The organism is Leptolyngbya sp. UWPOB_LEPTO1, from assembly GCF_017302695.1.
GTDB classification, from domain to species: Bacteria; Cyanobacteriota; Cyanobacteriia; order Leptolyngbyales; family Leptolyngbyaceae; genus Leptolyngbya; species Leptolyngbya boryana.
Map to the genome: position 1 here is coordinate 290880 of NZ_JAFLCJ010000002.1, position 23991 is coordinate 314870.

26 protein-coding genes are annotated in these 23991 nt (G+C 47.3%); 16 read left to right on the forward strand and 10 right to left on the reverse strand.

What is annotated here, in order from left to right; genetic code table 11:
- The first annotated feature begins 55 nt into the window (after positions 1-55).
- Positions 56-703 carry a response regulator transcription factor gene (locus J0L70_RS04205; RefSeq protein WP_190649970.1) on the forward strand — a complete coding sequence of 216 codons (648 nt, stop codon included), beginning with the start codon at positions 56-58 and terminating at the stop codon, positions 701-703.
- A 151-nt stretch (positions 704-854) separates the two neighbouring features.
- Here J0L70_RS04205 and J0L70_RS04210 read toward each other — a convergent pair whose 3' ends face one another.
- Together J0L70_RS04210 and ctpA are read right to left on the reverse strand one after the other, a co-directional pair.
- Positions 855-2117 (reverse strand): HD domain-containing protein, encoded by a 1263-nt coding sequence (locus J0L70_RS04210; protein ID WP_287453222.1) that lies wholly within the window; start codon positions 2115-2117, stop codon positions 855-857.
- A 24-nt stretch (positions 2118-2141) separates the two neighbouring features.
- Positions 2142-3380, reverse strand: coding sequence for a carboxyl-terminal processing protease CtpA (gene ctpA, locus J0L70_RS04215; RefSeq protein ID WP_268184238.1), 1239 nt, complete (start codon positions 3378-3380; stop codon positions 2142-2144).
- Between the two features lie 254 nt (positions 3381-3634).
- On the opposite strand from ctpA, the gene petB reads away from it, so the two are divergent.
- The 4 genes from petB (at position 3635) to J0L70_RS04235 (ending at position 6607) form a co-directional block, all read left to right on the forward strand.
- Positions 3635-4282: a cytochrome b6 gene (petB, locus tag J0L70_RS04220; protein ID WP_017287737.1), complete on the forward strand. Its 648-nt coding sequence runs from the start codon at positions 3635-3637 to the stop codon at positions 4280-4282.
- Between the two features lie 98 nt (positions 4283-4380).
- Entirely contained in the window at positions 4381-4863 is a 483-nt protein-coding gene (gene petD, locus J0L70_RS04225) for a cytochrome b6-f complex subunit IV (RefSeq protein WP_017287736.1), read from the forward strand.
- A gap of 116 nt (positions 4864-4979) precedes the next feature.
- A complete protein-coding gene (locus J0L70_RS04230; protein WP_287453224.1) occupies positions 4980-5579 on the forward strand; it encodes a Uma2 family endonuclease in 600 nt (199 codons plus the stop codon).
- A 35-nt stretch (positions 5580-5614) separates the two neighbouring features.
- Positions 5615-6607 (forward strand): ABC transporter permease, encoded by a 993-nt coding sequence (locus J0L70_RS04235; RefSeq protein WP_287453226.1) that lies wholly within the window; start codon positions 5615-5617, stop codon positions 6605-6607.
- Between the two features lie 97 nt (positions 6608-6704).
- On the opposite strand, the gene J0L70_RS04240 is transcribed toward J0L70_RS04235, so the two are convergent.
- A complete protein-coding gene (locus J0L70_RS04240) occupies positions 6705-7889 on the reverse strand; it encodes a DUF8838 domain-containing protein (RefSeq protein WP_268184230.1) in 1185 nt (394 codons plus the stop codon).
- A gap of 108 nt (positions 7890-7997) precedes the next feature.
- Positions 7998-8414 (reverse strand): hypothetical protein, encoded by a 417-nt coding sequence (locus J0L70_RS04245; protein WP_287453228.1) that lies wholly within the window; start codon positions 8412-8414, stop codon positions 7998-8000.
- Positions 8415-8533: 119 nt separating this feature from the next.
- Here J0L70_RS04245 and J0L70_RS04250 point away from each other — a divergent pair, with 119 nt between their 5' ends.
- Positions 8534-10366, forward strand: coding sequence for a DUF5942 domain-containing protein (locus tag J0L70_RS04250; RefSeq protein ID WP_287453229.1), 1833 nt, complete (start codon positions 8534-8536; stop codon positions 10364-10366).
- Entirely contained in the window at positions 10363-10578 is a 216-nt protein-coding gene (locus J0L70_RS04255) for a hypothetical protein (RefSeq protein ID WP_017287730.1), read from the forward strand. Before J0L70_RS04250 ends, J0L70_RS04255 begins: the two co-directional genes overlap by 4 nt.
- A 74-nt stretch (positions 10579-10652) precedes the next feature.
- Here J0L70_RS04255 and J0L70_RS04260 read toward each other — a convergent pair whose 3' ends face one another.
- Complete coding sequence (locus J0L70_RS04260) at positions 10653-10967, reverse strand: hypothetical protein (protein WP_026148573.1); 315 nt, start codon at positions 10965-10967, stop codon at positions 10653-10655.
- A 167-nt stretch (positions 10968-11134) separates the two neighbouring features.
- On the opposite strand from J0L70_RS04260, the gene J0L70_RS04265 reads away from it, so the two are divergent.
- Positions 11135-11710, forward strand: a complete 576-nt coding sequence (locus J0L70_RS04265; RefSeq protein WP_017287728.1) for a DUF2854 domain-containing protein — start codon at positions 11135-11137, stop codon at positions 11708-11710.
- Between the two features lie 72 nt (positions 11711-11782).
- Here J0L70_RS04265 and rpmA read toward each other — a convergent pair whose 3' ends face one another.
- Together rpmA and rplU are read right to left on the reverse strand one after the other, a co-directional pair.
- Entirely contained in the window at positions 11783-12043 is a 261-nt protein-coding gene (gene rpmA / locus J0L70_RS04270) for a 50S ribosomal protein L27 (protein WP_017287727.1), read from the reverse strand.
- A gap of 35 nt (positions 12044-12078) precedes the next feature.
- On the reverse strand, positions 12079-12489 hold the full coding sequence (gene rplU / locus J0L70_RS04275; protein WP_017287726.1) for a 50S ribosomal protein L21: 411 nt from the start codon (positions 12487-12489) through the stop codon (positions 12079-12081).
- A gap of 124 nt (positions 12490-12613) precedes the next feature.
- On the opposite strand from rplU, the gene J0L70_RS04280 reads away from it, so the two are divergent.
- A complete protein-coding gene (locus J0L70_RS04280) occupies positions 12614-13486 on the forward strand; it encodes a PRC-barrel domain-containing protein (protein ID WP_287453231.1) in 873 nt (290 codons plus the stop codon).
- 161 nt (positions 13487-13647) lie between these two features.
- A complete protein-coding gene (coaBC, locus tag J0L70_RS04285; RefSeq protein WP_287453232.1) occupies positions 13648-14901 on the forward strand; it encodes a bifunctional phosphopantothenoylcysteine decarboxylase/phosphopantothenate--cysteine ligase CoaBC in 1254 nt (417 codons plus the stop codon).
- Here the strand turns inward: coaBC and J0L70_RS04290 are convergent.
- Complete coding sequence (locus J0L70_RS04290) at positions 14850-15131, reverse strand: hypothetical protein (protein WP_197693272.1); 282 nt, start codon at positions 15129-15131, stop codon at positions 14850-14852. The genes coaBC and J0L70_RS04290 overlap by 52 nt on opposite strands.
- Positions 15132-15239: 108 nt before the next feature.
- Positions 15240-17228, reverse strand: coding sequence for a serine/threonine-protein kinase (locus tag J0L70_RS04295; RefSeq protein ID WP_268184215.1), 1989 nt, complete (start codon positions 17226-17228; stop codon positions 15240-15242).
- An 82-nt stretch (positions 17229-17310) separates the two neighbouring features.
- On the opposite strand from J0L70_RS04295, the gene J0L70_RS04300 reads away from it, so the two are divergent.
- The 6 genes from J0L70_RS04300 to J0L70_RS04325 all read left to right on the forward strand — a co-directional run bounded on the left by J0L70_RS04300 (position 17311) and on the right by J0L70_RS04325 (position 23335).
- Entirely contained in the window at positions 17311-17568 is a 258-nt protein-coding gene (locus tag J0L70_RS04300; RefSeq protein WP_190649979.1) for a MoaD/ThiS family protein, read from the forward strand.
- 115 nt (positions 17569-17683) lie between these two features.
- Positions 17684-18985, forward strand: a complete 1302-nt coding sequence (gene thrC / locus J0L70_RS04305) for a threonine synthase (protein ID WP_017287721.1) — start codon at positions 17684-17686, stop codon at positions 18983-18985.
- Between the two features lie 34 nt (positions 18986-19019).
- The gene (locus tag J0L70_RS04310; RefSeq protein WP_017287720.1) at positions 19020-19295 is read left to right on the forward strand and encodes a MoaD/ThiS family protein; all 276 of its coding nucleotides are present in this window, start codon (positions 19020-19022) and stop codon (positions 19293-19295) included.
- Between the two features lie 158 nt (positions 19296-19453).
- The gene (locus J0L70_RS04315; protein WP_287453233.1) at positions 19454-21055 is read left to right on the forward strand and encodes an iron uptake porin; all 1602 of its coding nucleotides are present in this window, start codon (positions 19454-19456) and stop codon (positions 21053-21055) included.
- Positions 21056-21151: 96 nt separating this feature from the next.
- Positions 21152-21412, forward strand: a complete 261-nt coding sequence (locus J0L70_RS04320; protein ID WP_190649982.1) for a hypothetical protein — start codon at positions 21152-21154, stop codon at positions 21410-21412.
- Positions 21413-21559: 147 nt separating this feature from the next.
- Positions 21560-23335 (forward strand): ABC transporter ATP-binding protein, encoded by a 1776-nt coding sequence (locus J0L70_RS04325; protein WP_287453235.1) that lies wholly within the window; start codon positions 21560-21562, stop codon positions 23333-23335.
- Here J0L70_RS04325 and J0L70_RS04330 read toward each other — a convergent pair.
- On the reverse strand, positions 23314-23919 hold the full coding sequence (locus tag J0L70_RS04330) for a LabA-like NYN domain-containing protein (protein ID WP_017287716.1): 606 nt from the start codon (positions 23917-23919) through the stop codon (positions 23314-23316). The two genes, J0L70_RS04325 and J0L70_RS04330, sit on opposite strands and share 22 nt — an antisense overlap.
- Positions 23920-23991: the final 72 nt, after the last annotated feature.

The following is a 23991-nucleotide window of genomic DNA, read 5'->3' on the forward strand; positions in this document are numbered from 1 at the left end:
AATATCCGATATGCCGCAATTTCCGGCATCTGGAGTTCTTGCTAACCTGTGTTTCATGCCCCTGACGATCCTCGTTGCTGAGGATGATGTCGGAACCCGACTCTCGATCAGCGACTACCTTGAATGTTCTGGTTATTCCGTGGTCTCGGCTGAGAATGGGGCTGATGCGATCGCACTGCTTGACACGCATCAACCCCATCTCATCGTGACCGATGTTTCGATGCCTTTAATTGATGGCTACGAGTTAGTTCGCCACGTCCGTCGCCGTCCCGCTTTGCGGCTTTTGCCGATCGTGTTCCTCACAGGACGGACTGAGACAACGGAGCGAGTGAAAGGGTATCAGCTTGGCTGTGATGTTTATCTTGCCAAACCGTTTGAATTGTCTGAATTAGGTGCGGTCGTGCGAAATTTACTAGATCGCACTCAGATGATCGAAACAGAATGGCGATCGCGGCAGGGATTTGAAGCATCCGGTGAGGTCGGAGAAAAACCGATCGCAGATATCGATATTGCTTTAACCGATCGTGAGAAACAGGTTTTAGCGCTCTTGAGTGATGGGCTATCGAATATTCAAATCGGCAATCATTTACATCTGAGTGCGCGAACCGTAGAGAAGCATGTCAGTAGTTTGCTGAGAAAAACTGAAACGAGTAATCGAGCCGAATTAGTTCGATTTGCGATGGAACATCATTTGGTCGTTTAGAGGATGTTTGAACAGTAATCGTTGAGACGCATTCACCCGCCCCAGAATAGAATTCCAGGGCGGGATGGAAACGTGAGCGAAGAGTCTTTTGCATCCTCTTAGAACATCTCTCAACAGTCGATCGCTCTATCCAAAGCGTTATCCTCAAATTTCACAGCAATTCGCCTGCTTTATCCACAAAGCTTTTAATCTTGTCATCAATCTCGCGCAAATAGATTAGCCACACTTTCTGAATTGGCTGTGTCAACGTTTGTACCAAAGCAGAAAGCTCTCCAATTTCTCGCAGTCCGGTTGTTGTTTGAATATGAATGCCACGATCGTACAACGTATACCCTCGACTCACCGCGATTCTCAGCCCGCAGTAAGTCGATGAATCAAATCCCGCTTGCGTTGTCCAATATCGAGCCTTTTCTAGCAGTAAATCTCGATCGCTTTCTTCTAACTGGGAAATATCCAAAGATTTCAGCAAATCTCGATCGAGAAATCGCCGCGATAAATCCGCCAAAACAGGATCACTATGCGATCGCCACTGCTGAAAATGATAGAGAAAAGCTCCATCATCTCCGGCTAAATACTGGTCTAATTCGATTTGATTACCGTCTTGATTCAGCCAAGCTCGAACATTTTGATCGGCTTCTAGATTGCCAAGCTTCAACTGATATCGAGCTTGCTGAAATGTTTTGAGTAAAACCCAAGTCGCAGCAATATTTTTACGATGGTTATAAACCTGAGAATACATAAAATAGCGCACGATCAAATAATGCTCGATCGCGGCCATTCCCTTTTTCGCAACCACTAACTGCTGAGTGACCGGATCGTAGCGCATCGCCATCAAAATACGATCGAGATCAATATGTCCATAAGACGCGCCCGTAAAGTAGCTATCGCGCATCAAATAATCTAACCGATCGCAATCTAACTGACTGGAAACCAACTGCCAAACCAACGGCAACGGATATTTTTTCAAGAAAACGGCTTCGAGTTGATCAATCAAATCTGGCGCAAAGCGATCGAGTAATTGCCGAATCGGTTCTGACTCCCGCAAAATCCGCCGCGTCCAAAGCTCATGATCACTGCCAAAAATCTCTTCTGCCGTATGGCTAAACGCCGCATGTCCAATATCATGCAGCAATGCCGCACAGAGTACGATCGTGCGATGCGGAAGCAATTGCGGATAATCCCGTGCAATCCGATCAAATGCCCGTCTCGCGACCGCTAACACGCCCAAAGAATGCGTAAATCGCGATCCTTCCGCGCCATGAAACGTCAAACTCGCAGGACCCAACTGCCGAATCCGCCGCAAGCGTTGGAATGCAGGCGTATCGATCAATTGAATCAACAATGCCTCAGTCGGATCGCTTTGATCGAGCGCGATCGCGCCATGTAACGGATCGTGATAAACGCGCTCAACCATGACTATTGAAAACTAATTCACTCACTACTTCGCCCCAGCTACGAGCGAATCCGAAAACGCCGCGATCGCAGCTTGATATTGGCGATCCGCTTCTGTTCCAATCTGCTCCAGCGTAAACGTTTGGTCGATCGGCACAACTCGATCGGGCTGAATCCCCAACCGATTAATATCTGTGTGATTTGGCGTTTCGTACTTGGCAACGGTGACAGCTAAGCCCGATCCATCTGACAAATCAAACAACGATTGAATCAACCCTTTGCCGAATGTTTTCTCTCCGATAATCGTTGCTCGTGCGTTATCTTGCAGTGCTCCTGCTAAAATCTCGCTGGCACTTGCCGTACCTTGATTGACCAAAACAACAAGCGGATCATGCGTCAAGGCTTTCCCAGTCGCTTCAAAACTTCCTAATGTCCCTTGGCGATTGACCGTGTAAACGATCGCGCCTTCATCTAGCCATAATCGCGCAATCTCAATTCCAGCATTCAACAATCCGCCCGGATTATTCCGCAAATCGAGAATATAGTGATCGGCTCCATTTTTCTCTAATGATGCGATCGCATGTCCCAGTTCCATCGCTGCGTTCGCATTAAACTGGCTCAACCGCAAATATCCAACCTTCAATCCATTCGGCTGCGATCGCAATTCAGCCACAACCGGATTCAACTCCACACGAGCGCGCACCAAATCAAATTCGCGTTCTTCGGTTTCTCTCTTGACTGTCAGCATCACATGACTTCCGATCGTCCCGCGCATTTTCTCTGCCGCTTCATCGAGACTCAATCCTTCGGTAGTCACGCCATCAATTTCAAGAATGCTATCTCCCGCCAAAATCCCCGCTTTTGCCGCAGGCGATCCGACGATCGGCGAAATCACCTTCAAGCGCTTCGTCTCCATATCCAGCGCGATCTGCAAACCCACGCCTGTCAATTCACCTGACGTACTCGTTTGCAAACTGCGATACTGATCGGGCTTGAGCAATCGGGTAAACGGATCGTCAAGCACTGCCAACATTTGGCTAATCACTCCATACGTCGCCTCTCGATTCGGCAAAGATTGCTTGAGATATTTTTCTCTCAGTGCCCACCAATTTTTATGATTAAAAGTCGGATCGACATATCCGCGATCGATAATCCGCCAAACCTCGTTGATTAACTTTTGTTCTTCCGTCAGTGCCAGTGCTGGAGCCGCAAGAAACAGGAGCGCCGCCGCGATCGACAACCCAACAATCGTAAGAGAGCGAACCCAAATGAATCGTTTTTCCATAGCGATCGTGATAGTAGCGCCAAATATTGCGTCAATCGGTGTCCCAATTCAAGCATGATTCACTCTGCCAGAAATCGAACGTTCCGATAAAAAATTCTCAGAATGAAATTATTCTTCATGAAGACTTATAAAAGCCTAACATCCCAAAAAGCCGTAAAACCCCTGACGAATTGACTCTTTCCGCGATGAAATGAAGCGTTCTCATATGTTACATTTTTTATGAACAGCAATCATTTTTTAGGAACGCTTGCTTTATGGCAAATGTGTATGACTGGTTCGATGAGCGCCTAGAAGTCGGTGCGCTCGCCGAAGACGTAACCAGCAAGTACGTGCCTCCCCACGTCAACATCTTCTATTGCTTGGGCGGCATTACTCTGGTGTGCTTTTTGATCCAGTTCGCAACTGGATTTGCAATGACCTTTTACTACAAGCCCACCGTTGCCGAAGCATTCACTTCTGTTCAGTACATCATGAACGAAGTCAATTTCGGTTGGCTGATTCGCTCCATCCACCGTTGGTCTGCCAGCATGATGGTGCTGATGATGATTCTTCACGTGTTCCGCGTTTATTTGACTGGTGGCTTCAAAAAGCCCCGCGAATTGACCTGGGTAACGGGCGTTATCTTGGCTGTGATCACCGTTTCTTTCGGTGTGACGGGCTATTCCTTGCCTTGGGATCAAGTCGGCTACTGGGCGGTGAAAATCGTATCCGGTGTGCCTGAAGCGATTCCAGTTGTGGGAACCCTGATTGCAGACTTGCTGCGCGGTGGTGCAAGTGTTGGTCAATCGACCCTGACTCGCTACTACAGTGCTCATACCTTTGTCTTACCTTGGTTGATCGCCGTCTTTATGCTGGCGCACTTCCTGATGATTCGGAAGCAAGGAATTTCCGGTCCGTTGTAATGAATTTTAGATTTTGGATTTTGGATTCAACCGTAAGATGAAATCAAAGTCTAAATTCTGTCTCTGCTGATCTCTAGAACTAGGAGAGCCTCCGTTAAATGGCAACGATTAAGAAGCCGGATCTTAGCGATCCTCAATTGCGCGCTAAGTTGGCGAAAGGCATGGGTCACAACTATTATGGTGAACCTGCTTGGCCCAACGATTTGCTTTACATTTTCCCGGTCGTTATTTTAGGTACGATCGCGCTTTGTGTCGGTTTGGCAGTGCTTGACCCTTCAATGAATGGTGAACCTGCAAATCCCTTCGCAACTCCGCTGGAAATTCTGCCTGAGTGGTATCTGTATCCTGTTTTCAACATTCTGCGCCTCGTGCCGAACAAGCTCTTGGGTGTGGTTTTGATGGGATCTGTGCCTTTAGGCTTGATTGCCGTTCCGTTCATCGAAAACGTCAACAAATTCCAAAATCCCTTCCGTCGTCCTGTGGCGATGGCAGTGTTCTTGTTTGGAACCTTTGTGACCATGTGGCTTGGAATTGGTGCAATTATGCCCGTCAGCCAAGGTTTGACGCTCGGTTTGTTCTAAATTGAATTTTGAACCAAAATTTAATGCCTGCTAGATCGCTTGGAGAAGTTCAAGCGATCTAGCAGGCATTCTCTTTGTGATTGATAGAATCAATTCATGGATTTGGAGCATTTCTGATGACTCAAGCGACCACTTCGTACAGCGGAGCTACCGCACAAGAACAGCGTCTTTACACACCAGAAGAGTATCTTGATCTAGAAACAAACGCTGAATTTAGAAGCGAATACGATAACGGAGTGATTACCCCAACGACAGGTGGAACTGCAAATCACAATCGCATCTGTCGGAATCTCTGTACTGCTTTAACAATCGGGTTAAGAGGACAGAGGTTTGAAGTATTTATTTCAGATTTGAAAGTTTGGGTTCCAACTTCCCAAAAGTTTCGATATCTAGACATTATGGTGACTGCTGGAGAACCAGAATACTATCAGAATCGCAAAACAACAGTTACAAATCCACAGATTATTATTGAAGTCTTATCGGAATCTACAGAAGAATTTGATCGAGAAGATAAGTTCAGACTTTATCAATCGATTCCGTCTTTTCAGGAATATCTCTTGATTGATCAAAGCCAGATCGCGATCGATCATTTCTACAAAACTCAACCAAAACACTGGCAAATTGATCAGTTTGACGATCAAGACACTGAAATTAAACTGAAATCAATCGATGTCACCTTGTCGATCGCTGAAATTTACGACAAAGTGACACTTTGAAAGGATGATACAGTGAGCAAAAAGGTTTGAAATCCATGGATGCAGCTCAACTGATTCCGATTTTTGCAACTGCGATCGCGACTTCTACTCCGCTTGTCTTTGCTTGCCTAGGAGAAACGATCGGAGAACGAGCGGGAGTGATCAATCTCTCGGCTGAAGGCACGATTTTAATGGGTGCAATGACCGGATTTGCGATCGCGAAAACGCTCGAATCCACCGGAACTATTCCCAGCTTGCTCGCAGGCTTTACAGGTGCGGCATTGGTTGGAGCCGCGATCGCGTTCATCGTTGCGTTTGGAGCGTTAACACTGAAACAGTCTCAAGTTGCGATCGGGTTTGTGTTGGCACTGTTAGGAGCGAGTTTATCGTCATTTCTGGGGAATCCGTTTGTGCGAATTCCAGGACCGACCGTTCCCAGTTTTAGAATTCCATTGCTGCAAGATATTCCCTTGATTGGGCAGCTTTTCTTTCAGAGTGATTGGCTCGTTTATTTGAGCTATTTCGCGATCGCGTTTGCCTGGATCTACTTCTATCGGACTCGTGCCGGATTGATGCTAAGAGCGATCGGAGAACAGCCGAATGCTGCCTTCGCTAGAGGTACAAATGTTGTTTTGATGCGCTACATCTATACTTTGGTGGGCGGTGCATTCATGGGCATTGCAGGAGCAGCATTCTCGCTGAATTTCAAAGCGGGTTGGAGCCAGTTACATACTGCCGGATATGGTTGGGTTGCTTTAGCGATCGTCATTTTTGGTGGTTGGAATCCTTTAAGAGTGGCGATTAGCTGCTACCTGTTTGGCATTTTGCAATCTCTAGCTGGGGTCGCTCAAAGTACAATTCCTGATGTTCCGACGCAAGTGTTCACTGTTGCGCCATTTTTGCTGATGATTGTGCTGTTGGTTTTGACTTCGAGCGAATGGGTGGAAAGAGTGTTGAAAGCTCTACCTTCACCTCTCGATCGCACAGCTTCGGAATTGATTCGGAGTACTCCACCTGCTGCATTGGGGAAAGTATTTGAGCAGGATTAGGCAGTAGTTTAGCTCTGCTCACAACAGCCGTTGAGCAGAGCTGAACTGAGCAGAGCTAGCCAACTTGAACGATTAAGGTTGCTTAAGGTGATTTCATTCAACAACAGCTTTGTGGACTACAGCAATCACCGCTTTCGGTCGTCACGTTATAGTTCAATCCTTTCGTTTGCTTTGGATCACGAATCATGTCTTTTGTACAAGGAAAGGGCGGTGCTGAATCTAATGGGACTTCTTCATAAGGTGCGATCGCAATAATATCGGCATGATAAGCCCCTTTTGGATTGGTATAGATATGGAAAGTCTTATCACAGACTGCCATGCGTTCTCCACGCTGTAGCGTATGTCCATCGTCATCTTGTACCGCTTTCCAAGGTCCACGATAGATCACCGCTTGATTGCGGTCTAAACATTCACCTTCTTTCCCTTTGAAAGCTTGAACCGTCAGCGATCGAAATTCCACACCATCAATCACTTGCCAAGGCTCACTCTGCCTTGCCAAAATCTCAATGCCATAGAATCCAGTTTGCTCAAACATTTGGAGAAACTCATTCTCTCGAAAGGCTCCAGCAATACAGCCGCTCCACAATTCAGGATCATTTAGAATCTTGGCTGTCGGAGCTTCATCACAAACAATGTCAGAAATTACAGCCCGTCCCCCGCGTTTGAGAACCCGAAAGATCTCCTGAAACAATTGTTTTTTATCTTGAGGACGCACCAGATTTAAAACACAATTGGAAATGACAACATCAACGCTATCGGTTGAAATCAGCGGTTGAGATTGGCGTAAGCGATCGCATTCTGCTTCAAATGCTGCAATTTGCCCGACCGAAGTAATGGGGGTCTTTTCCAGCCAAGCTTGAACTAAGTCTAAGTTCAATGCTAGATCCTGAATTTTACCTTTCACGAATTCCACATTCTGATAGCCAAGCTTCTCGCTCATCGGTGCAAGATATTTGCGCGACAAGCCTAGCATTTCATCATTAAAATCAACGCCAATCACTCGCCCACTTTCACCGACTTTCTGCGCCAGAATGTAGCAATTTTTTCCAGCCCCAGATCCCAAGTCAACCACGACTTCGCCTGCATTCACGTATCGTGTCGGATCGCCACAGCCGTAGTCTTTCTCGATAATTTCTTGCGGCAAAATCTCTAAGTAGCGACTCTCATAGCCATCAGTCGGACAACAGAGTGCAGCCTGAGGCTGTCGCGCTCCTGCTTCGTAGCGTTCTAAAACTGCTTGCTCGACATCGTATGTGAGAGGATTGATTGTAGTGTCGGTCATACTGATTGTTGTTTCAAGATATCAATCCAGTGTAATCAGTTCGCAAGCCAGTACGATCACGGAAATTTGAGAGTGCAGGCATTTTCATAAAAGCTCATGAGTAAAGATTTAAGAGTTCAATGCTTGCCAATCTTTTGTCAAAACTTCGCCCCATTTTGCTGCGAGTTTGACATTGGTAAACGGTACTTCGATCGCTCGATCGCCCAATTGAAACTTCAATACAATCTGCTTGCCTTTTTCAGGGGGTGCTGCAATATCAACCGTTTGCCCGTTTACTTGTAATTGAATGCTTTCGACTGCTTTGAGTGAGAACGTTTCGATGACTTGAATCCCTTTCCGAGAAGCCTTGCCGAAAATCAGCGTTTCGCTTTGCTGTCCTAAAACGGAATAGATATCATACTTCGCCCGTTGAAACGGGTCTGCCCAGCGTCGATATGTTTCTAGAGTTTGATATTCATTCCATCCGGCATAGGCCAAGCCGATGAATACTGCGAGTAAGGGAAACCATAACAGTCCGTGAATCATAACGTAAACGCACGATCGACACCCTTCATCCTGCCACAGCTTTACTACTCTTTACGATTTTGTCTCCCCAAGGGCGGATTTGATTCGCTATCGTTGGATCGCAAGCACGATTTCTAAGTATGAAAAAACTCCTGATCATCGCCCTATTTCTGGTTGGATTGGGGTGGACAATTGCACAGTTTCCTGGGTTGGCAACGCAAGGAAATTACGATCAGATTGTTCTCGATTTTCGCGAAGATATTGCAGATACAGCAATTCAGCAGCAGCTTAACGCGATCGCACAAACTTATAAGGTTCGTCCTCAATTCAATAGCCAGTTTTCTAAACCAGAACATCTCTACATCGTTAAAGGTGATAAATCACTGCTAGATGCTTTGAGAAAATCTGATCTGAAACGCTATACCGAAGCGATCGAGCCAGATTATATCTATCGTATTCCAGACGGCGAATCTCGAAAATTCGTCGGTTCAACTTCAGAACCACGGGCGAGTCAGGCTCCAAACGATCCGATGTACAGCAAACAGTGGAATATGCATAACATCGGAATTGAGCAAGCTTGGATTGAGACAAAAGGGCGCGGTGTAACGGTTGCCGTGATTGATACCGGAGTATCAAAAGTTCCTGATTTAGAAAAAACGAATTTTGTCAAAGGCTTCGATTTCGTCAACGATCAAGAAAATGCCGCAGATGATAACGGGCATGGAACTCATGTCGCAGGCACGATCGCACAATCGACCAATAACAATTTTGGCGTGGCTGGAATTGCTTACGAAGCCAATATTATGCCGCTCAAAGTTCTCAGTTCTTTTGGAGGCGGAACGGTTGCAGACATTGCCGAAGCGATTCGATTTGCCGCAGATAACAAAGCAGATGTGATTAACCTCAGTTTAGGTGGAGGCGGTGAAAGTGTAGTGATGCGAGATGCGATCGACTATGCCCACAGTAAAGGGGTCGTCGTCATCGCTGCTGCCGGAAACTCGAATCGTAATGCAGCCGATTATCCAGCGCGATATCCCCATGCGATCGCAGTTGCCGCTCTCGATGCTTCGGGAGCCAAAGCCCCCTATTCTAACTTTGGTGCAGGCGTTGATATTGCGGCTCCAGGTGGCTCAACTGAGCAAGGAGAATCGGGTGGCATTCTGCAAAATACATTCAATCCAGAAACAGGAGAATCCGTCTTTGCAGCTTTCCAGGGCACAAGTATGGCCGCTCCTCATGCAGCAGGCGTAGCAGCCTTGATCAAAGCAGCAGGTGTAGACAATCCAGATGAAGTCTTAGCAGTTCTCAAGCAATCTGCACGCAAAGTAGAATCCGATGATCTCAATCATTACGGAGCCGGAAAATTAGATGCGGCTGCGGCTGTGAAGCTTGCACTACACGGCAAAATTACCTTTAACGATTTCTTCCGATGGTTGCGAGATAATGGCTACCTCAATCCGCGATTTTGGATTGATGGGGGCGTAGTCGCACTGTTGCCTAAACTTGCGATGGTGCTTGGATCTTATTTACTTGCCTGGTTCCTGCGGGTCTATTTCCCCTTCAACTGGAGTTGGGCAATGGGTTCAGGTTTAGTCGCGGGTAGCTCTGGTTTGTTCTTGCTCAAAGGCTTCTATTTATTTGACTTGCCGCAATTTCCGTTCCGGATTTTGGGAAGTTCGCTTCCAGAGTTAGGCAGTGCAGTGCAAGGTAGTGCAGCCTTGAACCCGATTTCTGCCAGTGTGCTGATTCCATTTCTGCTGCTTGCGCTATTGTTAGGTCATTCCTGGGGGAAACCGTTCGCGCTCGGAGCAACGATCGGGGTTGCGGCTTGCTTAGGAATTAGCGCAATCGTCGATCCGCAAGTTATGTGGCTTGGTGACGGATGGATTGGACGTGCTTATTTGAGCATCAATGCACTGCTCTGTTTTGGCTTAGCTCGCTTAGCGTTGAAACCGAAGGATCGATGGGTATGACAGTCACAGGTGTGATTCAGCGAAAAGGATTTGGAACCGGAACTTGGGCGATCGATGCCGAAGACGGGAAAACCTACGAATTGCATAAACCGCCGAAAGACTTGCAAAAAGCGGGTCTGAAAGTCAAAGTTGACGGCGAGATCCGCGATGATGTGATGAGTTTTGCAATGGTCGGACAGATTCTCGAAGTGAAAACGTTTGAATTGCTCTAAAACACAGCTTGAACTGTGTTTCGACTTCGCGCAGCATCCAAAAAACTTGAGATGCTGCGCGGGTTGACACCTAACTAATTTGATTCCGCCAAAATCGCTTGCAATCGGCTGCGAAACTCTCCTTTGGGATGCCCTCCTTTGACTTCACCCAAAATCTTAAATTCCGCTTCTGGCGAATCACAAATAATGTAAGTCGGCCATCCCATATCCGCCTTGTCCGGATATTGCGCCAACAAAATCTTGCGATACATCCGATAAGTCGCGGTATCCTGCATTTTCACATCCACAAAGCTTAAGCCCAATTCTTCCACCACTTTCTGGTCATAGAACGACATTTTGTGGCAAATTCCGCAATCTTCAGACGAGAACTTAATTACAGCACGAGTCATATTGAAATCATCATTTTGAATACAGTTTCTAGGGTAAAAGATCCTGCGTTCCGAAGGGCAGAAACGTAAACCTGTGTAAATCTGCGATCGAGAATCAATCCGCTTTGCTGCACGTTCCCGAAAGCGGTGATAATAAAAGTTAACAAACTTTGCAAAAAACTCGTCTTATGTCATCGCTACTTCGTCGATTGCCTCCTTTGGCTGCGTTGTGCCTCGGTGGAGGAGCCATCATCACAATCATCGGATTTACCGCCTACGCGCTCAATTATGCAGCGCTCAACATGATTGGCTTCTTCTATGGAATTCCGTTACTCCTAGGCGGCGTAGCGCTCAAAATTACTGAACTTCGCCCCGTGCCTCTGACGATTCCCACAACTTCCGAAGTAGAAGCACTCAAAGCGACCCAAGCGACCGACACTCAGAAGCAAATTTTTGATGACCTGACTCGGTATCGCTATGGGCAAGAAGCACATTTAGACAGCGCTTTGAAATTTTTGGGTCTTGCTCCGACCGATGACGATCGACCCACGATCATCGGCATTCGCGAAGAGAATATCGATGGAGCCTACGCCATGATTCTCGAATTCGATTCGCCCTTCATCACCCTGGAAATGTGGCAGAAAAAGATTGAAAAAATGACTTCATTCTTCGGCCCAAATGTCCGCGTCGATGTGACTCAACCCGCAAACGAACGAGTAGATTTATCCATCATTGCTGTCCCCGCAGTCACAGCACCTGTTTAGAATCTAGCCAGCATCAACACCAAAAAAGCCGCCTAAATCCTAGGCGGCTTTTCAATATCCTCAGATTTCGATCTATGCCGAAACAGGGTAAACGCTCACTTTCGTGCGGCTCTTGCCCAAGCGCTCAAATTTCACTTCACCTTCGATCAATGCGAACAGGGTATCATCGCTACCGCGTCCGACATTGTTACCTGGATGCACTTTGGTTCCGCGCTGACGAACCAAGATGTTTCCAGCCAAAACCTTCTGACCACCGTAACGCTTCACGCCTAAACGCTGAGCGTTAGAATCGCGTCCGTTTCTTGTACTTCCTGTACCTTTCTTATGAGCCATGATTTCCTCTGAAATTCGTGCTTGTATTGACTAGACTAACCGCGCGGCTGATCTTTGGTATCAATCGCGGTTCCACCGACCGTGATCGAATCGATCATGATGCGGGTGAGTTCTTGACGATGACCGCGTTTTTTGCGGGTTTTCTTTTTCGGTTTCATCTTGTAGACGAGAACTTTACGTCCGCGCATGTGACGCAAAATCGTTGCCTGAACGGTTGCCCCTTCTACAACGGGTGCACCGATGCTAACTTCGCCTGCGTTATTCACATACAAGACACGATCGATTTCGAGCTGCGAGTCTACATCTCCGACGAGACGGTTCACATCATAAAAACGACTCGGTTCAACCCGAATTTGCTGTCCTGCGATTTCGATAATTGCGTGAGCCATGAGTTTATCCTGATAAGCGCCGTACAGGTCGCGATCGTCGAGAATCGCAGTTGCCAATACCTGATCCGAGCATGAATTAATAGCCAGTTAACTAGTATGCAAAATGTAACACGTTTATGTCAAGCGACATTTTTGGCATTTGCGAGATAAACTCTAAGAAATAGCAGCGTTTTGGCAAGATATGGCGGAGATCGTTCGGCAAAGTGAGGTTCTGAATCAGACTGTCCTCGATCGCGGTTCGATGCAAGAGCTAGGACAGATCGAAGTGCTTTGGATGTATCCGAAAGTGCATCGGGTGCTGGGGTTTATTTGTAAGTCGGGTTGGCTTGGCAGTAAGAAAACGGCGTTTAATCTCGATCAGCTGGACACGATCGGCAGTAACGGCGTTTTGGTCAATTCTGCTCCTGTTGAAACCGATGCCGAGAAAGTGAAAAAGCTCGAATCGCTGGTTGGCTCCGAAGTTTGGACAGATCGAGGCGATCAGGTCGGTCGAATTGTGGATTATTTATTCGATCTCGAAACGGGCGAGATTCAACATTATCTCTATGTATCGGATGGGTGGGGCGGCATTGTCGGCAGCGTTTATCTGTTGCCAGCAAACTATATTCTGCGATTTGGCAATCAGCGGGTGCTTGTGCCTCAAGAATCAGTCGAATCGTTTGCGGTGTACCGAGGTGGCGTTCAGGAGAAATTCTCGAAGGTAAAAGATCGCCTAAAAGAAGAGCGATCGCAAGTCACTCAACAAGTCAGCCAAGAAGTAAAATCTCTGGCTGACCTGGCACGCGAAAAAGCGCGTCGATTAAAAGAAAAAGCGCTATCCGTTGCCGAACAGACCTATGAATTTGTCGAAGAAATTGCCTTGGAAGAAACCGAGCCGTATACTGCACCTTCTTCTGATCCTGATCCCTGGGACGATTGGGAAGTAGAACCGCCCAAAAAGCCAGAAGTTAAAACAAAACCAGAAGTGAAAGCGCCTCAACCTCAATCTCAACCTCAATCTCAGCGATCGCAGTCCTCCACTTCAGATGTTTGGGACGATGATGACTGGACATAAATTAGGAAGATGAAATGGGAAGAGAGTCGCTCTCGTCTGTGTCCCGCCCCAGAATGAATTCGGGGCGGGTGAGCAACGAAGCGAGAGAACTTGCCGAGCAGATGCCGAGCAGATGTTGAATTACGCCCATCTACTGAATCATCACAATTAGTCATCACAAAATGAGTGAGATACCAAAACGAGTTCTAATCGGTGTGGGCGGCGGAATCGCAGCTTACAAAGTCTGTCATGTGGTTTCAGCCCTAGCTAAAGAGCAAATTGAGGTGCGCGTGATTCTCACCGATTCGGCTCAAGCCTTTGTCACACCTCTGACGTTTGCAACGTTGAGCCGCAATCCTGCTTACACCGATCAAATGTTTTGGGATGCGTCAAATCCTCGCCCCTTACATATCGAATTAGGCGAATGGGCAGATCTGTTTCTGATCGCACCTTTGACAGCAAATACGCTGGCAAAGTTAACCTATGGACTTGCAGACAATTTACTCACGAATACAGTTCTCGCTTCAACCTGTCCGATATTGCTCGCTCCTGCGATGAATACCGACATGTGGGAACAGCGATCGACTCAACGTAATTGGCGCGAACTTTTGTCTGACACACGCTATCACTCTGCTGCTCCCGGAGAAGGAATTCTCGCGTGCGATCGTGTCGGCACGGGACGCATGGCAGAGCCAGAAGAATTACTGCTACAAATTCGATCGCTCTTACAAACTCACGATCGCGATTTAACAGGCAAACAGATTCTCGTCAGTGCAGGCGGAACGCGAGAACACTTTGATCCAGTGCGATTTATCGGCAATCCTTCAACTGGAAAAATGGGAATTGCGATCGCACAAGCAGCATTACATAGAGGTGCACAAGTAACGCTCGTCCACGCGCCAATCGACTCGCATTTACTCGCTCCCCTCCGCTCGATTCGCTGCATTCCTGTTACAACATCACAAGAAATGCAGCAAGCGATGAAACAGAACTTTAGCAGTGCAGATTATATTGTTATGTCTGCTGCGGTCGGGGATGTCAAACCTAATTTTTACAGTGATGCGAAATTGCCAAAAAGCCAACTGCCAGAGAAGTTAGACCTAGTTCCCATTCCTGACATTCTTGCAGAACTATCAACATTGAAACGCCCGAATCAGCAATTGATTGGATTTGCTGCGCAGACCGGAGATTTCGTGACTCCGGCACTCGAAAAACTGCACCGCAAAAACTTAGATGTGATTATTGCCAATCCGATTGACCAACCGAATAGCGGATTTGGCAGCGATACCAATCAGGCAATGTTCATCGATCTCACTGGACGACAAGTTGCGATTCCTCCCTGTACAAAACTAGAACTTGCACACAAACTCTTCGACTTTATCCATCAGCGAATTTCCTGCCAATCTGGGCAATCTGAACTGTCTAGCCAGCCATAGGGATGAAATCCGCAGACTAATGCAGTGCGGCTCTCGCGGCTATAGCCGTAGGCAACCCCGTGATAATTTGCACAGCCTCGGCAAGCTCTTGGGCGAGACGGTTCTACATCACTAAATCCCTGTTGCGATCGCAGAATTTGGCGATTACTCTGCTGGCGATGCCAATTCACATAGTCAGCCTTACGCAACAAGTAGTCAATTCGTCGAAGCGGGCTTCTAGCTGCATCCATCGATTTAGAGTTCCGGGAAAGGATAAGAGGATCGGAATCGAAGCGAATAGTTTTAGCGTAATCGAAACCAAGGCGATCGGTGCTCATCCCTACGTCTCATTTTTGGCATCAGGGAAATGTTTGCCAGACTTTAATTGTATTGTCAGAACTGCCGCTGGCAAACCATTGACCATCACTACTCATCGCGATCGCATTTACAGAATGAGAATGATCCGTCAGAGTGCAAATTAGATCACCAGTATTAAGATTCCACAATTTCACGGTTTTATCGTTGCTACCGCTAATGAGCGTCTTACTATCGGGCGTAATTGCGACCGAGTTAATGATGTCCGAATGCCCGGTTAAAGTTTGCACAACTTGCCCAGTATTGGGTTCCCAAATTTTAATCGTTTTATCTTTGCTGGCGCTGACTAAATGTTTGCCGTCTGAACTGATCACGATCGAGGTGATCGAATTTTGATGTCCTGCTAATTCTCTGACAGGTTGCCCTGTGATCAGATTCCATAGTTTGACGAGATTGTTCAATCCACCACTTGCCAAAATTTGCCCATTCGGACTAATTGCTACGGTTTTCACCATGCCAGACAAGCCTGTAAAACTGTGAATCATTTCACCTGTATTCATTCGCCAGATGCCAATCGAGCGATCTTCGCTACCACTGGCAAAAAAGCTCCCATCCGGGCTGACTGCGATCGAGTTCACATCGCGCAAATGACCTTGGAGCGATCGAATCATTTCTCCAGTGGGCAGTCGCCACATTTTAATCGAGTCGTCATCGCTCGCACTAATTAACGTTCGCCCATCAGGACTAAAAGCCAGTGAATTAATCGAGTTTTTGTGCCCGGTTAGAGTTCCTAAGCGTTCGCCCGTGGTTAAATCCCAGAGCATAATGCGATCGTCTAAGCTGCCACTGACAAGCGTGCGACGATCGGGACTGATGGCAAGCGATACGACCCATGAGGTGTGACCTGTCAGCGTGTAGAAGCATTTTCTTGGCTGAGGTTTCGGAATCCCAGAGTGTCGCGTCGCGCTGAGAGGCAGAGACGGCGGGGGCGGGGGTGTTGAAACTCTTTGCGGTGCAGATAAGGGAGATGGGAGGTCAGCAGGCGGTTGAGTTGCAGGATACGCGATCGCCGAAAGATGAATGCTTCTGCCACGGCTGGGGATTGAAGTCTGAGGAGCCGCACCGACCGCAGGTTTTGAGAGCGCCATGCGTAAATCGTGCATGACTTCATCAGCGGTTTGATACCGTTCGCTGACTAAATCCTTCAACATGCGATCGAGAATCTGTCCAATATTTTCACTAATACCGCCGCCATGACTGGCTAAGCGTTCACGCCACAACCATTTACCAGAGAGCGGATCATGCAATTCTTCAGGACGCACCTGCGTCAATAAATAGAGACAGGTTGCACCTAAGCTGTAGAGATCACTCGCTGGATAAGCTTTGCCATTACGAAGTTGTTCGATCGGCGCATATCCCTCTGTGCCAATTTTAGTTCCAGGCTTGCTGGCATTCTCTTCTGAGAGCACCTTCGCAATGCCAAAATCGATTAACACTAAGCGCCCGTCAATATTGCGACGAATGATATTGGCAGGGGTAATATCGCGGTGGATCACATTGCGATCGTGAACGAACTTCAACAGCGGTAAGAGCCGTACCAGCACCTCGCGAATCTTCTGTTCGCTGAAAGGACCATTTTTGTTCAATTCTTGAGAGAGCGTTGATCCTTCAATAAATTGCTGAACGAGATATAAGCGTTGGTCTTGCTCAAAATATGCCAGCAGCGTCGGAATATGCGGATGTTCGCCCAGTTCATGCAGGCGAACCGCTTCTTGCTCAAATAATTGAATCGCTTTCTCTAGTCCTTTTGTGCCCTTCAGTTGCGGGGAAAATTGTTTAATGACGCAGCGAGTTCCAAGACGATCGTCATCTGCTGCCAAAAATGTTTTCCCAAATCCCCCTTGCCCTAGGGGTTCGAGAATGCGATAGCGCCCTCTAAGGCGGTCGATTAATGTTGTACCGCAAGTTTGACAGGAGTCTAGTCCATCTGGATTTTGAGGCTGGGGGCAATCCGGGTTAATACAGTACGTCATACTCAGAGAAGGGCGAGGATCGTCATCTTTAGATTGATCTTTTCTGCCTGATTTTGAACAAGCGTTTGTAAATTTTGCTGAAATGAATAATTCAATTACCGTAACCGTGAAACTTTTTGCGGCATATCAGGATGCGTATGGCGTACCCGAACTCTCATTGGAAATCCCGACTGGGCAAACGGTGGAGCAGATTTGCGATCGCTTAATCCTGGATCACCCGGAGCTTTCTGCATTCAAAGAAATTACTCGGTTCGGTGTAAACCTGCAATTTGTCGAACCGGACACCGTTGTGCAAAATGGTGACGAAATTGTCTTGATCCCGCCTGTGAGCGGCGGTTGAGCTATACCCGATAAAATTTGTCGGGTATGTTTGACTCCGTATTTTTGCCGTGCTACGATTTCAAACGAAATCACAGTCAAACGATAAAAAGCTTGCAGTTAGGGAGTTTCGAGAGATGACCGCAACGTATTCTAAAACCCGTTCCAGCCAATCTGCATTTGAAGCACTGAAGTGTAAAGAGTGTGGCGCAGAATATGAACCGAAAGCGACTCACGTTTGTGAATTGTGCTTTGGCCCGTTGGAAGTGAAGTACGACTACGATTGGCTCCGCAAAACGGTCACTCGTGAAACGATCGAAGCAGGCCCGAACTCGATTTGGCGGTATCGTCAGTTCTTGCCTGTCGAAACTGACAATGTGATTGATGTCGGAACCGGAATGACTCCCCTGGTTCAAGCAAATCGTTTGGCACGTCGGTTAGGTCTGAAAAAGCTGTTTATCAAGAATGATGCGGTTAATATGCCGACGCTCAGCTTTAAGGATCGCGTCGTTTCAGTAGCATTGAGCCGCGCGCGCGAATTGGGCTTTACGACGGTTTCCTGTGCAAGTACTGGCAATTTGGCAAATTCAACAGCAGCGATCGCGGCTCACGCAGGTTTAGATTGCTGCGTGTTTATTCCATCTGACTTAGAAGCGGGTAAAGTTCTCGGAACGCTGATCTACAACCCAACCCTGATGGCAGTTCATGGCAACTACGACCAAGTGAATCGTCTCTGCTCTGAAGTGGCAAACACTCACGGCTGGGGCTTCGTCAATATCAACTTGCGTCCTTATTACTCAGAAGGGTCGAAGACCTTGGGCTACGAAGTGATCGAGCAACTCGGCTGGCAATTGCCGGATCATATTGTGGCTCCTCTCGCTTCTGGCTCGTTGTTCACCAAGATCTACAAAGGCTTCAACGAATTCGTCGAAGTGGGATTGGTCGAAGAAAAAGCAGTGCGGTTTAGTGGTGCACAAGCTGAAGGCTGTTCTCCGATCGCAAAAGCATTCCAAGAAGGCAGAGACTTCATTTCTCCGGTTAAGCCGAACACAATCGCAAAATCGATCGCAATTGGAAATCCGGCAGATGGCGTTTATGCCGTTGATATTGCTCGGAAGACCAATGGAAATATCGAATCGGTCACCGACGCGGAAATTGTAGATGGCATCAAACTCTTAGCTGAAACTGAAGGCATTTTCACAGAAACCGCAGGTGGAACCACGATCGCAGTTCTGAAGAAATTGGTTGAAGCCGGTAAGATCAATCCTGATGAAACAACTGTGGTTTACATCACGGGTAACGGCTTGAAGACGCAAGAAGCGGTTCAAGGTTACGTCGGTGAACCCTTGACGATCGAGCCGAAGCTGGAAAGCTTTGAGCGTGCTTTAGAAAGATCTCGCACCCTCGATCGCCTAGAGTGGCAACAAGTTTTGGTTTAATTAATTTCTGTTCTTTTTACGCATTTTCTGAACTATGGCTGTCAAAGTCCTCATTCCCACCCCTTTGCAAAAACTTACCAACGATCAAGCGACTGTTGAATGCAGTGCCGATACGATCAGTGGATTGCTAGAATCGCTTGAATCGAGTTGTCCGGGCATCAAGGCTCGTCTCGTAGACGAACAAGGCAAGCTTCGCCGCTTCGTCAACTTCTATGTCAACAGCGAAGATATTCGCTTTCTCGATAACGAGAATACGGCACTGAAAGATGGCGATGAAGTCAGCATCATTCCGGCGATCGCTGGCGGCTAAATCAATTTCAATTCAACTCGCTCTCAATGAGGGCGAGTTTTTTTTTTGCGTAAAATTTCTCGCGTTTTCTACGAACATAAAAATCCTGGGCAAGATTACGGATTGAAACCCTGAGGAAATCCGTAGATTGATGAGCATCATTGAGTTCTTCTCCAATCATGTCTCAACGTTTGCGCGATCGTCTGCTTGTCGGTTTATTGCTGAGCTTCATTTCGTTTCCTGCAATCGCAGGAGAGCCGGAAGCACCTGAAGCAACAGAATTAGATCAGGTCACTTCTGTTTCTCAGTTAACCGATGTTCAGCCGACCGATTGGGCATTTCAGGCATTGCAGTCTCTAGTCGAGCGCTATGGTTGTATTGCAGGCTATCCTGACAAAACCTTTCGCGGCAATCGCGCCCTGACTCGGTACGAATTTGCAGCAGGCTTGAATGCTTGTCTTGATCGTGTGAATGAACTGATTGCGGCGAGCACCGCTGATTTGGTCAAGCAGGAAGACTTAGAGAAACTGAAAACGCTGCAAACTCAATTCTCATCGGAGTTAACTGCACTTCGAGGTAAGGTTGACACTCTAGAAGCACGCACTGCAAAGCTCGAATCTCAACAGTTTTCGACCACGACCAAAATGAATGGATTTTCGGTCATTGGCGTACAGGGAAGGACACCCAATCGGGGCGATCGTAATCCCAGAGATGGGCAACGGGATACCGATGATCCAGGAACGAATTTTAATGTCATCACAAACAACTATCTGTCTTTCACCACGCAGTTCAGCCCGCGCGATTTTCTCTACTTCGCACTATGGCAGCAAAATGGAAACGGCGATCCTCGGCTCACCAATGATGGTCGAGTTGGCTATGACCTAGGTGGATTTCCGCTTTATATCAGTGACTTAAAATATCACTTCATGGTCACGGACAAATTGGTCGGGATGGTTGGAACAGAAGGCATTTACAGCAGTTTGGCATTTCGAGGACCTAATCGAGCTGAAGGAGCATTTACAGGCCCGGTTTCTTACTTTGCTCAGCGTAATCCGATTTTGAATATTGGCTTTGGTCGGGGTGGCGTTGCTTTTGATTGGCAATTTGCCAAGCGGGCAAGTTTGCAGGCTATTTACTCCACCAATATTCCTGGATTCTTCCCTAACTCAATTGGCGGCAAAGGACACAATACAGCAGGTGTCCAGCTTGCTGTGACTCCGACCGATCAAGTCGATGTTGCCCTGTACTACATCAACAACTATTCTCCGAATGGTCAGTTGCTTAGTTTTGTGGGGGATGCTCAACTGACAGCGATCGATCCGGTACGCGGAAGTTCTGCCCCTACTCAAACTAATGCAGTTGGGGGAACGGTAAACTGGCAAATCAATCCACGGCTAAATCTGGGAGGATGGTTTGGCTATACCAACTCTTACATTCCGGGTGAATCGGGTCGAGTTGAGACAACGAATTATATGGTCTACTTGAATTTCCCGGATCTGTTTGGCAAAGGAAATCTGGGAGGTCTGTATGTAGGACAGCCACCGAAAATTACGCATAGCACTTTACCCATCGGCAGTAATATTCCAGATTCACTCAATACTGGATTGGGTCGCTCAGGTGGACAACCTGGAACGACGACGCATGTTGAAGCGTTCTACCGTTGGCAGTTGAATAACAATATCAGCGTGACTCCTGGACTGATCTGGATCATTCAACCTGGACATACACCGGATAGCGATTCGTTTGTGACAGGGGTCGTCCGGACAACTTTCGCCTTCTAGGTTTATCAGTTCTTCACAAGAAAATCAGTGGAAGTGCTCAACGCGATCGACTAGGGAGACGGGCTACGGTGTGAGCATCCATTTCCCACGCTGATTATGTCTTCTTCACTCTTGCGTTCAATCGTCTTTTTGGGTTTTGCAGGTGCGATGGTCAATCCGGTAGTGGCTGAGACGGCTCCTGAAGCCAAACAACCTGTTTCTGAGAATCAGCAGGTTGTCGTGCAGAAAGAGGCTCCAAAGCAGGAACAGCCAGTTCTCGTATCACAATCCGATGTGGTGAAACCCGTTGCTCAAAAGACGCAAGCCAGAGTGCCATTGAGCAGTCGGATTTTCTCGGCTCCTTCAATGCAGCAATAGCATTGTCAATCACAAGTTTTCTCCATGAAGAATCTTCGGAGAGATGTAGCGACTGCATCTCTCCATTTTTTTGTTTGTTGAAATTTCGTTTGTTGAAATGAATACCACAAGTTGTAGTATGGTGAGATTTCCTAAAATCACGTTGCTATGACTCAGAAGAAGCCTCACCCACTGCAACGGTTGTTTAACTACGATCGCATTTACCGTGCTTCAGCACTACAAGCTAGCATCAACTCTGTTCTCAATAAGACATTTGACCTTGCTCCTCCTTATCTGATTGGGATTGCAGTTGATATTGTCGTCAAGCGGGATCAATCTTGGATTGCTCAACTTGGGGTAAAAAGCATTCCAGGACAATTGACGGTCATTTCATTCCTGACTTTATTAATTTGGGGCTTAGAATCCCTGTTTGAATATTTCTACGATCGACAATGGCGAAATCTCGCCCAAACGATGCAGCATGATTTGCGGCTCGATGCCTACCAACATTTGCAAGAGTTAGAGCTAAGCTTTTTTGAAACTGAGACAACTGGCAATTTACTCGCCATTCTCAATGACGATATCAATCAGCTAGAGCGCTTTCTCGATAGTGGTGCAAATCAGATTCTGCAATTCTTCACGACTGTATTGCTCGTCGGTGGAACATTCATCGCTTTTGCACCCTCGGTTTCATGGCTAGCAATGTTGCCGATTCCATTCATTATTTGGGGCACGTTGGTGTTTCAGAAAATGCTTGCTCCTCGCTATGCCGATGTGCGACAGAAGTCAGGCTTGATCAATGCCAGATTGGCAAATAACTTGTCAGGGATTGCAACGATTAAAAGCTTTACGGCTGAGGATTATGAACTCGAACGAGTTGGCATTGAGAGTGAAGCGTATCGCCGCAGTAATCGAAACGCGATCGCACTTTCTGCTGCATTCGTGCCGTTGATTCGATTTGTGATTCTGGTTGGATTTACTGCAACCTTGTTTCTCGGCGGATTGGAAGCAGCAAATGGTCGGCTATCGGTTGGAACATATGGATTTATGGTGTTCATTATCCAACGGTTGTTGTGGCCGTTTACACAATTGGGACAGACCTTGGATCAATATCAGCGAGCGATGGCATCGATTAACCGCGTCATGAATTTGCTCGATACACCGATCGCAATTCCCACTGGAAATCGAGCTTTTCCGACCCATCAAGTTCGAGGCGAAGTGGAGATTCGAGACATTACTTTTGCATACCCCGATCGCACACCCGCGTTGACGAATCTTTCTTTGCATCTTCCGGCGGGACAGACGATTGGAATTGTCGGTGCAACGGGTTCAGGGAAAAGCACCTTAGTTAAATTGCTGCTGCGATTTTATGAAATTCAGCAAGGGCAAATCTTGATTGATGGAATTGATATTCGGGAGTTGCAACTGCGGGATCTAAGACGCTGCATCGGTTGGGTCAGCCAAGAAGTCTTTCTCTTTCATGGAACGGTCGCTGAAAATATTGCTTATGGCAGTTTTGATGCGAGTCGTGCAGAAATTATGCAAGCCGCGAAGCTCGCTGAAGCGGATGAATTCATTGCAGATTTGCCCCAAGGGTATGACACGATCGTTGGAGAACGCGGTCAGAAATTATCGGGTGGGCAAAGACAAAGACTGGCGATCGCGCGTGCCATTCTGAAAGATCCACCTATCTTGATTTTGGATGAAGCAACCTCTGCGGTCGATAACGAGACTGAGGCAGCCATTCAGCGATCGCTCGACACGATCACCCAACATCGCACGACGATTGCGATCGCGCATCGGCTCTCAACGATTCGACAAGCGCACTGCATCTATGTTATGGAGTATGGGCGCATTGTGGAGCAAGGAACGCACGAAGAATTACTGGCTCAAGATGGCGTTTATGCTGCACTGTGGCGAGTTCAGTCGGGTATCCGCTCTTGAGCGGGACGGAGCTTCTCAATATTGGGTTTGAGGTGGGTGAGATCGATAAAGTGATCCGACACATGAATCAAGCTGTCACTGGTCATCGTCGGTAGGCTAACGACCTCGATTTTGACTCCGCGATAGGACACATGGTCAACGGCATAGGTGAGGTCGCCTGTGCCGCTGAGCAAGATGATCGTGTCACAGTGCTGGGAAAGGGTGATCATATCGACCGCCATTTCAATGTTGAGATCCGCTTTTTTAGAGCCATCTGGATGCTGAATTAACTCTTTAGAGACAACGCGGAATCCGTTATGGCGCATCCATAAGAGAAATCGCTGCTGTTTTTCGTTAGCGCGATCGACTCCGGTGTAGAAATAGGCGCGAACCAGCGATCGATCTCCGGTTAGGCATTGTAAGAGGCGAGTATAGTCAATCTCCATGCCAAGCTGCATCGCTGCATAAAACAGGTTTGCACCATCAATCAGGATGACGACTCGTTCTTCTGGATCAGAGGGAATCAGTTGTTTGTATTGAGAAGTTTTGCCTAAAGAAGAATTTTCCGGAAAGGAGGAGTGAGACGGTCTGGGGACTAGCTGCATTGAAACCGCTCCTAAACGATAAGAACACTTTGATAACAGGGCAAAAACGACGAAATTTTAATAACTTAATAC

Coding starts and splice junctions, on each gene's coding strand:
- coaBC (WP_287453232.1), top strand. CDS start 13,648: ATGAGTGAGATACCAAAACGAGTTCTAATCGGTGTGGGCGGCGGAATC.
- J0L70_RS04325 (WP_287453235.1), top strand. CDS start 21,560: ATGACTCAGAAGAAGCCTCACCCACTGCAACGGTTGTTTAACTACGAT.
- J0L70_RS04210 (WP_287453222.1), bottom strand. CDS start 2,117: ATGGTTGAGCGCGTTTATCACGATCCGTTACATGGCGCGATCGCGCTC.
- J0L70_RS04310 (WP_017287720.1), top strand. CDS start 19,020: ATGGCTGTCAAAGTCCTCATTCCCACCCCTTTGCAAAAACTTACCAAC.
- J0L70_RS04280 (WP_287453231.1), top strand. CDS start 12,614: ATGGCGGAGATCGTTCGGCAAAGTGAGGTTCTGAATCAGACTGTCCTC.
- J0L70_RS04330 (WP_017287716.1), bottom strand. CDS start 23,919: ATGCAGCTAGTCCCCAGACCGTCTCACTCCTCCTTTCCGGAAAATTCT.
- J0L70_RS04255 (WP_017287730.1), top strand. CDS start 10,363: ATGACAGTCACAGGTGTGATTCAGCGAAAAGGATTTGGAACCGGAACT.
- J0L70_RS04260 (WP_026148573.1), bottom strand. CDS start 10,967: ATGACTCGTGCTGTAATTAAGTTCTCGTCTGAAGATTGCGGAATTTGC.
- ctpA (WP_268184238.1), bottom strand. CDS start 3,380: ATGGAAAAACGATTCATTTGGGTTCGCTCTCTTACGATTGTTGGGTTG.
- thrC (WP_017287721.1), top strand. CDS start 17,684: ATGACCGCAACGTATTCTAAAACCCGTTCCAGCCAATCTGCATTTGAA.
- J0L70_RS04230 (WP_287453224.1), top strand. CDS start 4,980: ATGACTCAAGCGACCACTTCGTACAGCGGAGCTACCGCACAAGAACAG.
- rpmA (WP_017287727.1), bottom strand. CDS start 12,043: ATGGCTCATAAGAAAGGTACAGGAAGTACAAGAAACGGACGCGATTCT.
- J0L70_RS04295 (WP_268184215.1), bottom strand. CDS start 17,228: ATGACGTACTGTATTAACCCGGATTGCCCCCAGCCTCAAAATCCAGAT.
- J0L70_RS04240 (WP_268184230.1), bottom strand. CDS start 7,889: ATGACCGACACTACAATCAATCCTCTCACATACGATGTCGAGCAAGCA.
- J0L70_RS04205 (WP_190649970.1), top strand. CDS start 56: ATGCCCCTGACGATCCTCGTTGCTGAGGATGATGTCGGAACCCGACTC.
- J0L70_RS04245 (WP_287453228.1), bottom strand. CDS start 8,414: ATGATTCACGGACTGTTATGGTTTCCCTTACTCGCAGTATTCATCGGC.
- J0L70_RS04290 (WP_197693272.1), bottom strand. CDS start 15,131: ATGGATGCAGCTAGAAGCCCGCTTCGACGAATTGACTACTTGTTGCGT.
- petB (WP_017287737.1), top strand. CDS start 3,635: ATGGCAAATGTGTATGACTGGTTCGATGAGCGCCTAGAAGTCGGTGCG.
- J0L70_RS04320 (WP_190649982.1), top strand. CDS start 21,152: ATGTCTTCTTCACTCTTGCGTTCAATCGTCTTTTTGGGTTTTGCAGGT.
- J0L70_RS04315 (WP_287453233.1), top strand. CDS start 19,454: ATGTCTCAACGTTTGCGCGATCGTCTGCTTGTCGGTTTATTGCTGAGC.
- J0L70_RS04235 (WP_287453226.1), top strand. CDS start 5,615: ATGGATGCAGCTCAACTGATTCCGATTTTTGCAACTGCGATCGCGACT.
- J0L70_RS04265 (WP_017287728.1), top strand. CDS start 11,135: ATGTCATCGCTACTTCGTCGATTGCCTCCTTTGGCTGCGTTGTGCCTC.
- J0L70_RS04250 (WP_287453229.1), top strand. CDS start 8,534: ATGAAAAAACTCCTGATCATCGCCCTATTTCTGGTTGGATTGGGGTGG.
- petD (WP_017287736.1), top strand. CDS start 4,381: ATGGCAACGATTAAGAAGCCGGATCTTAGCGATCCTCAATTGCGCGCT.
- J0L70_RS04300 (WP_190649979.1), top strand. CDS start 17,311: ATGAATAATTCAATTACCGTAACCGTGAAACTTTTTGCGGCATATCAG.